Annotated in this window: 3 protein-coding genes; all 3 read right to left on the bottom strand. The window is 60.7% G+C overall.

All coding sequences use genetic code 11. The features are described 5' to 3' along the window. Positions 1 to 161: 161 nt before the first annotated feature. Positions 162 to 1,082 carry an NAD(P)/FAD-dependent oxidoreductase gene (locus JWQ61_RS21075; protein WP_304362242.1) on the bottom strand — a complete coding sequence of 307 codons (921 nt, stop codon included), beginning with the start codon at positions 1,080 to 1,082 and terminating at the stop codon, positions 162 to 164. Then, on the bottom strand, positions 1,057 to 1,521 hold the full coding sequence (locus tag JWQ61_RS21070) for an Rrf2 family transcriptional regulator (protein WP_304362241.1): 465 nt from the start codon (positions 1,519 to 1,521) through the stop codon (positions 1,057 to 1,059). The genes JWQ61_RS21075 and JWQ61_RS21070 overlap by 26 nt, the downstream gene beginning before the upstream one ends. 126 nt (positions 1,522 to 1,647) lie before the next feature. After that, on the bottom strand, positions 1,648 to 3,483 hold the full coding sequence (locus tag JWQ61_RS21065) for a carbohydrate-binding protein (protein ID WP_304362240.1): 1,836 nt from the start codon (positions 3,481 to 3,483) through the stop codon (positions 1,648 to 1,650). Positions 3,484 to 3,777 lie beyond the last annotated feature (294 nt).

Below are 3,777 nucleotides of genomic sequence, written 5' to 3'. Positions count from 1 at the left end.
CGGCGCCATGAATATGGCCACAGGCCATTGTTTAGATAGGCTTTTTCACAAGTCGTCGGACCTGTTGTTTTTACAGGTGGACTTGCTGCTTTTTTTTGCAAGGCGCACGCTGAAAATACTCAGGCATGCGCATTGAATGCTATCGGCAGGATATTCGAGGCCTAAGCAGCGGCAACCGCACCAAAGATCAGCGACCGGTGCGCCGCCACGCCCGCCATGACGCCGTCGGCAACCGCATGCGCCACGCCGGGAGCCATGCGCGCAGCATCGCCGCAGCAATAGACGCCGGCCACGGTACTGGCCTTCTGCATGTCGGTACGGATGAACATCCCGGTCATCCCCTCATCAAAAGCGCAGCCCAGCTGTTCGGCCAGCGGGCTGGCGGCGTAGGTGCGGCCCATCACGAACAGGCCAGCCATCGGCTGCATGCGGCCGTCGCTGAGCACAACATCGGCCTTGCCTCCGATGCGCGCCACGGGTGTACGCTCAATCGTCACGCCGCGCTGGACCAGGCTGGCCAACTGCTCTTCATCCGGTTCGAACGCGCCGTTGAGAAACAGCGTTGTCGAGCCCCAGTCAGGCAGCATCAAAGCCTGGTGTATCGATAGTGGTCCTGTGGCCAGCACGCCGATGCTGCCTTGATCGAGTTCATAACCGTCGCAGTACGGACAGCTGAACACGCTGCGGCCCCAGCGTTCGGCCAGTCCTTCAAGCTGCGGCAATTCGTCGACCACGCCGGTCGCCAGCACCAGCCGGCGCGCCTGCAGCAGCTGGCCATTATCCAGCGTCACGCAGAAGCCGTCGTCATTGGCGGCCGCTGCCACCGCCGTGCCGTCTCGCCATGTGACGCTAGGGTAAGCCAACAGCTGGGCGCGGCCCTCGGCGGCGATGGCTGAGGCCTCGCTGCCATCCCGCGTCAGGAAGCCGTGCGAATGGCTGGTGTAGCGGTTGCGGCGCTGGCCGGCGTCTATCACCAGCACGCGGCGGCGTGCCCGCGCCAGCTGCAGCGCTGCCGACAGGCCGGCGTAGCTGCCGCCGACGACGATGGCGTCGAACTCATTTCCTGGATGCTGGGTGGGCATAATTTTCTTCCTTGTGTTTCTTGTATTGGAGGTTGAAGCGCTCCGACAGGTCGGCCAGCGTGACGTCCTTGAAATGCTCGATCAGCAAGGCTTCGGCCGCGTCAAACGCACTCGACAACGACTGGTTAACCACCTTTTCCACCAGGCAGTCCGGATGATCGGCGCGGTGCCCCATCGCGAACACTGTGGGGGCGCCGACGGCTTCGTAGATGTCGTGCAAGGTCACTTTGTGCAGATCGCAGGTGATGGTCCAGCCGCCGCCGTGGCCCTTGCCGGAACCGACGTAGCCGCGCTCGCGCAGGCCGGCCAGCACGCGCCGCACCAGCACCGGGTTGGTGTCCAGGTAGACCGACAATTCTTCGGAGGTGAATGGTCGCTCGCCGTGCGCCATATGCAGCAGCACGTGAAGGATCGATGAAAGTTTGCTGTCTCTTCTCATGTAACTAATGATAGTACATAATCGGAGTTTGTGCAGGCATGATTGAAAAAAAGAAGTCGCCAGGATGTTTCACTGCTTTTAGCAATGAAACATCCTGCGCTTCTTGCTGCTACGATCTCATGACGGCTATTGCGAGATTGGCCGCGTCGGCTCCAGCGTACGGTCGCCGCTTAAAACGCGGTTGGCTTCGCGCGCCAGCCGCAGGTAAAAATCGCTGGACAGACTTTCTCCATCCGCATCCAGCGTGATGAAGGGCGGACGGTTGGTTGATGCCGGCGGCTCGGTCGGGATCAGCGATTTGTTGGGCGCAACCTTGTACATCGCCGTACCTTCGTCCACTTCATCGAACATGGCGGTGTAGAAGATATTGTTACCTGCCGATTTGAACTCGTAGAACTGGGTCCACCAGAAACAGCCGCCCTTGCGCGGCAAGTTGCGGCCGCCCGGGAACATGACCGGCATGTAGCGCCGCCCTACCCGTTTGGCCTCGGCCAGGTCCGGTGCGATAACATCGCGCCGCCAGGCTTGTGCGCCGGCTTCGTCGCCATAGCGGCCGACGGTCCACGGACTGATGACATCGAAGCGGCGATAGACATCCGCCCATGCCGGATCCTGCAGCGAGTCGTCGCCCATTGTGCGCCAACGCGAAGGCACGCCGCCGATCACGAAGGCGCGCTGGTTGTCGGGCGCGTTTTTCGTGAACCAGTCGATCAATTCGTTCGCCTGGGCCGGTGTGGCGTTATGGCCGGTGAAACCCATGCCCCAGATCGAGATGACCGGACGCCCGCCTTGGTGCAGGTAACGGCTCGACGCCAGCGAGCCATCCGCCGCCAGCGCCGCCCAGTGATCCTTGATGCGCGGAATGATGTTCTCCGATTTCTCTCCCGAGATGTCGTACATCACCGCCCAGACCCGGCCGTTTGCTTCGGCCCCGGCGCGCACGTTGGCTGTTACGCCATCGCGGAAACGACGGTTGGCCGAGCCAGGTTCCAGCTCACCCACGAATTCCTGCAGGAAAACGCCGTCCAGGCCATACGCCTTCATCCATTCGAAATGACGGTTGACCGTGCTGCGGTTCCAGGCGCTGTAGAGCGTTGCGGGCGATCCGTCCGACATGACAAACGCCGTATTGCAACGCTCGCCGGCCGGCACGTCGCGCATGTCGGGCCACATGTCGACGCTGACGTTCTGCGGGTTCGGTGTTGCACTTGGCGCCCAGTGCCGCCAGCCGTTGCCGGCGGCGCTCAGCGGCGAGCCGTCGCCGTTACAGGCGAACCAGCCCTGGTAGCCGAACATGTGCTTGCCGTCTATGGTGCTGGCGTCGACCACTGTCGATGCATTGCCGATGCTGAACCAGTTGAAGTTGCCCACCAGGCCACCGTTGACTACGCTGTCCAGGTGCAGCTGGATCACGTGCTGCCCTGCGCCCAGGGTGATGCTGGTGGAAACCGTTTGCCAATTCTGCCAGCCTTGCGTATTCGGGATCGTCAGTTGCGGCGTAGCAGACACGCCATCTACATTGAAGTGAAAAGTGCCGCCCTGTCCCTGGCTGGCGACCCGGATTTGCGCCGTATAGCTGCCGGCGGCCGCGACATTGACCGTATAGTTGAGCCATTCGCCAGCGGTGGTCCAGCCGACATCGTAGCCGGCGCCGGCATCGCTGGTCGCTTCGATCCCGACGCCTTCTGTTTTGCGATACTGGCCGCCCTGGTTTGTATTGGCAGAATTGAAGTAGCCGACATTCTGGCCGCCGGTGTCAAAATCTTCCGCCTGGATGGTTCCTGGCAGCGGCCACGCCTTGCCGCCATAAGGGGCACCCGCGCTGGCGGCGAGTTTTGCGCTGGCGCCGGTCGACGCCGAATCGGACGTTCCGCCGTCGCTGCAGCTGCTCAGGATGCACATGCCGATGAAGACGGGCGTGACGCTTCTTAATAAATACCTGATGGTGTGAGTTTTCAACATGCTTTCCGATACGGTTTTATTGTGGTGTCGAGTGTTTTGCAGTGCTCTTTCGATTCGCCTAAAATATTTCCATGTGGAAATAGTTATCTGGCGACTGTAGAGGGCGTAAAAACGGCTGTCAACCTGTATCAGAGTGGTATTGCCAGAGAGATTTTCCGGCTCTGCTACGGCGCCATGAATATGGCCACAGGCCATTGTTTAGATAGGCTTTTTCACAAGTCGTCGGACCTGTTGTTTTTACAGGTGGACTTGCTGCTTTTTTTTGCAAGGCGCACGCTGAAAATACTCAGGCAT

It is taken from the genome of Collimonas fungivorans (assembly GCF_028292705.1).
Lineage (GTDB): Bacteria > Pseudomonadota > Gammaproteobacteria > Burkholderiales > Burkholderiaceae_D > Collimonas > Collimonas fungivorans_B.
The sequence above is the reverse complement of the archived record's forward strand: the minus strand, read 5'-3'. Positions and strand labels throughout refer to the sequence as shown.

What these genes read in the sequence shown, in the direction of transcription:
- JWQ61_RS21075 (WP_304362242.1), bottom strand. Translation starts at nt 1,082, where the DNA reads ATGCCCACCCAGCATCCAGGAAATGAGTTCGACGCCATCGTCGTCGGC.
- JWQ61_RS21070 (WP_304362241.1), bottom strand. Translation starts at nt 1,521, where the DNA reads ATGAGAAGAGACAGCAAACTTTCATCGATCCTTCACGTGCTGCTGCAT.
- JWQ61_RS21065 (WP_304362240.1), bottom strand. Translation starts at nt 3,483, where the DNA reads ATGTTGAAAACTCACACCATCAGGTATTTATTAAGAAGCGTCACGCCC.